Below are 3,914 nucleotides of genomic sequence, written 5' to 3'. Positions count from 1 at the left end.
CCGCGCTCTTCCCCAAGCACCGCGGAGATGTGCTGCACACGGCGATCGTCACCGAGCGGATGCTGGCAGGGCAGATCGAGGCGATTGCCGTGCCCCAGAATCCACTCGACATCCTGGCCCAGCAGACCGTCGCCGCGTCCGCGCTCGGCGCGATCGACGTCGAGGACTGGTTCGAGACGGTCAAGCGCAGCGCGCCGTTTCGCACGCTCCCGCGCAGCGCCTACGAGGCGACGCTCGATCTGCTCGCGGGCCGGTACCCGTCCGATGAGTTCGCGGAACTGCGCCCGCGCGTGGTGTGGGATCGCGACCAAGGCACCATCACGGGCCGCCCCGGCGCACAGCGCCTCGCCGTCACGAGCGGTGGCACGATCCCCGACCGCGGGCTCTTCGGCGTCTTCGTCGCGGGCGAGACCCGCAACGCCCGCGTCGGCGAACTCGACGAGGAGATGGTCTACGAATCGCGCGTCAACGACGTGTTCACCCTCGGCACGACGAGCTGGCGGATCGTGGAGATCACCCACGACCGCGTCAACGTGCTGCCCGCGTACGGCCAGCCGGGCAAGCTGCCGTTCTGGCACGGCGACGGGCTCGGGCGCCCCGCAGAACTCGGCGAGGCGCTCGGCAGGTTCTCGCGGGACCTCTCCTCGGCGCCGCGCGAGAAGGCAGAGGAGCGGCTTCGCGAAGCCGGGCTCGATGAGCGCGCATCCGAGAACCTGCTCGCCTATCTGTCCGAGCAACGCGAGGCGACGGGGAGCCTCCCGACCGACCGCACACTGACCGTCGAGCGCTCGCGCGACGAGGTCGGCGACTGGCGCGTCATCCTGCATTCCCCTTACGGCATGAGCGTGCACTCGCCCTGGGCGCTCGCCGTCAACGCCCGCATCCGGGAACGCCTCGGCGTCGAGGGATCGGCCGTCGCCAGCGACGACGGCATCATCGCGCGGGTTCCGGATGCCGCGGCCGAGCCGCCGGGAGCGGAACTGTTCGTCTTCGACGCCGACGAGCTCGAGCAGATCGTCACCGACGAGGTCGGCGGCTCCGCGCTCTTCGCGTCGCGGTTCCGCGAGTGCGCGGCGAGAGCCCTGCTCATGCCTCGCGTCAACCCCAACAGGCGCAGCCCCTTGTGGCAGCAGCGCCAGCGTTCCGCGCAGCTGCTCGAGGTCGCGCGCCGGCACCCGACCTTCCCGATCATCCTCGAGACCCTTCGCGAGGTGCTGCAGGACGTCTATGACCTGCCCGCCCTCCTGCGCCTCACGCGCGGGATCGCGGAGCGGCGCATCCGCCTCATCGAGACCACGACGAGCCAGCCGTCGCCGTTCGCGCGCGACCTGCTGTTCGGATATGTCGGCGCGTTCATGTACGAGGGCGACTCGCCGCTGGCCGAGCGTCGAGCCGCGGCGCTGTCGGTCGACCCCGCCCTGTTGAGCGAACTGCTCGGGCGTGTGGAGATGCGGGAACTGCTCGACCCCGAAGTGATCGCGCAGTTCGAGGCCGAGGTGCAGCGGCTCGATCCCGAGCGCCTCGTGAAAGGCGCCGAGGGCGTCGCGGACCTGCTGCGCGTGCTCGGCCCGCTCGACGCCGCGGAGGTCTCGGCCCGCCTCGATCCCTCGACTCCCGGTGCCGCGGTCGCCGAAGCGAGCGCGCACCTCGACGCGCTCCTCCTCGAGCGCCGGGCCATCACCGTCACCTTCGCCGGGGCTGCCCGGGTCGCCGCGATCGAAGACGCGGGGCGCCTGCGCGACGCCCTCGGGGTGGCGTTGCCGGTCGGCATCCCGAACGCGTTCCTCGAACCGCTGCCCGATCCGCTCGGCGACCTGGTCGCCCGCCACGCGCGCACGCATGGTCCGTTCACGGTCGCCGCCGTCGCGTCCCGGCTCGGCGTCGGGATCGCCGTAGCACGGCACACCCTCCAGCGCCTCGAGGGCCAAGGTCGCGTGACGAGCGGGTTCTTCCTCGACCCCTCGACGGCGGCGGCGACCGCCGAGGGCGCGGGAGACGAGGCCGAGTGGTGCGATACCGAGGTGCTCCGCCGGCTGCGCATGCGCTCGCTCGCCGCCCTCCGCGGCAGCGTAGAGCCGGTCTCGCCCGAGGCGTTCGCCCGGTTCCTCCCCGACTGGCAGCACCTCGCCCGCCCGCTCGAGGGCATCGACGGGGTCGCCGCGGTCATCGAGCAGCTTGCGGGAGTGCCCATTCCGGCAAGCGCGTGGGAGTCGCTGATCCTGCCGAGCCGCGTGCACGACTACTCCCCCGGCATGCTCGACGAGCTCACGGCCACGGGCGAGGTGCTGTGGTCGGGCCACGGATCGCTGCCCGGTCGCGACGGCTGGATCGCCCTCCACCCCGCCGAGACGGCATCCCTCACCCTGCCCCCGCCCGAGGGCGCCATCGCTCCAGAATCGCTCGACGCCCGCGTCCTCGAAGCGCTCGCCGGCGGCGGCGCGTACTTCGCCGCACAGCTGCGCCTGGCCACCGGCGCCGAGAACGAGCAGTCGGTCATCGAGGCGCTGTGGAATCTGACCTGGTCGGGGCGTGTCACCAACGACACGTTCGCCCCGGTGCGCACGCTCATCGGCGGAGGATCGCAGGCGCATCGCACGGCGCGTCGCGCGCCGCGCTCGCGGCTGTACCGCGGCGCGACGCTCCCTCGGGTCACCGCGAGCACGCCGCCCCGTCCGCCGGCCATCGGGGGACGCTGGTCGCTGCTCGCGTCAGCAGAAGCGGATGCCGCCCTCCGGGCGACCGCGTCGGCGTCGCTGCTGCTCGATCGCTACGGAGTCGTGACCCGAGGCTCGGTGCAGGCCGAGGGGCTCCCCGGCGGGTTCGCGCAGGCCTATCGCACGCTCGCCGGCTTCGAGCAGGCGGGTCACTGCCGCCGCGGGTACCTCATCGAGAAGCTCGGCGCGGCGCAGTTCGCGGCATCCGCCACCGTCGACCGCCTGCGCCAGTTCGCCGCGCTCGCCGATCCCGCGCCGCTGCAGGCGATGACCCTCGCCGCAACGGATCCCGCCAACCCGTACGGCGCTGCGCTCGCGTGGCCCGCCCTCGAGGGCGTCAAGCACCGGCCGGGTCGCAAGGCCGGCGGACTCGTCGTTCTCGTCGACGGAGCGCTCACGCTCTACCTGGAGCGCGGCGGCAAGTCGGCGCTGGCCTTTACGGGCGACGAGGAGCGCCTCGTCGCGGCGACGAAGAACCTCGTCGCCACATCGCGGCAGCGCCGCCTCGACACCATCACGATCGAACAGGTCGACGGGGAGTTCGTCTACGGCACAGCATTCGCGCGCGCCCTCCGCGAAGCGGGCTTCGTCGAATCGCCGCGCGGCCTCACCCTCCGGCGGCAGAGCGCCGCCGACCCCTTGACGCGGACCGGCGTGCGTGCCTGAGGGCGACACGGTCTTTCGCACCGCCCGGCACCTGCAGAAGGTGCTCGCGGGGCAGGTGGTCACCCGGTTCGACATCCGGGTGCCGGGCAGCGCGACGGCCGACCTCCGCGGCGAGACGGTGCGCGAAGTGGTGCCGCGCGGCAAGCACCTCCTGCACCGCATCGGCGATCAGACGCTGCACTCGCACCTCAAGATGGAAGGCGAGTGGCACGCCTACCTGGCGGGGGCAAAGTGGCGAAAGCCCGGCTTCAGGGCCCGGGCGATCGTCGGCACCCGCGAGTGGGACACCGTCGGGTTCGACCTCGCGATGGTAGAAGTGCTGCCGACGAAGGACGAGCACCGGGTCATCGGGCACCTCGGCCCCGACCCGCTCGCCGAGGACTGGGCCCCGGCGGAGGCGGCGCGGCGCTTGAGCTCCGACATCCGCGCCTCGCACGTCGCGCTGCTCGACCAGCGCAACATCGCCGGATTCGGCAACGAGTACGTCAACGAGCTGCTCTTCGTGCGCGGCATCCTCCCCTCCCGCCCCGCGAG

Annotated in this window: 2 protein-coding genes; both read left to right on the top strand. The window is 72.6% G+C overall.

What is annotated here, in order from left to right:
- Positions 1–3,380, top strand: a 3,380-nt coding sequence (locus VNT50_RS01220; RefSeq protein ID WP_325483291.1) for an Lhr family ATP-dependent helicase, incomplete at its 5' end; no start/stop codon positions are given.
- On the top strand, positions 3,373–3,914 hold a 542-nt coding region (locus VNT50_RS01215), incomplete at its 3' end, for a DNA-formamidopyrimidine glycosylase family protein (RefSeq protein ID WP_325483290.1). The genes VNT50_RS01220 and VNT50_RS01215, both read left to right, overlap by 8 nt.

This window comes from Microbacterium sp. (genome assembly GCF_035554235.1).
Taxonomy (GTDB): Bacteria; Actinomycetota; Actinomycetes; order Actinomycetales; family Microbacteriaceae; genus Microbacterium.
Note: the sequence above shows the minus strand (reverse complement) of the source record. Positions and strands in the feature narration are given on the sequence as shown.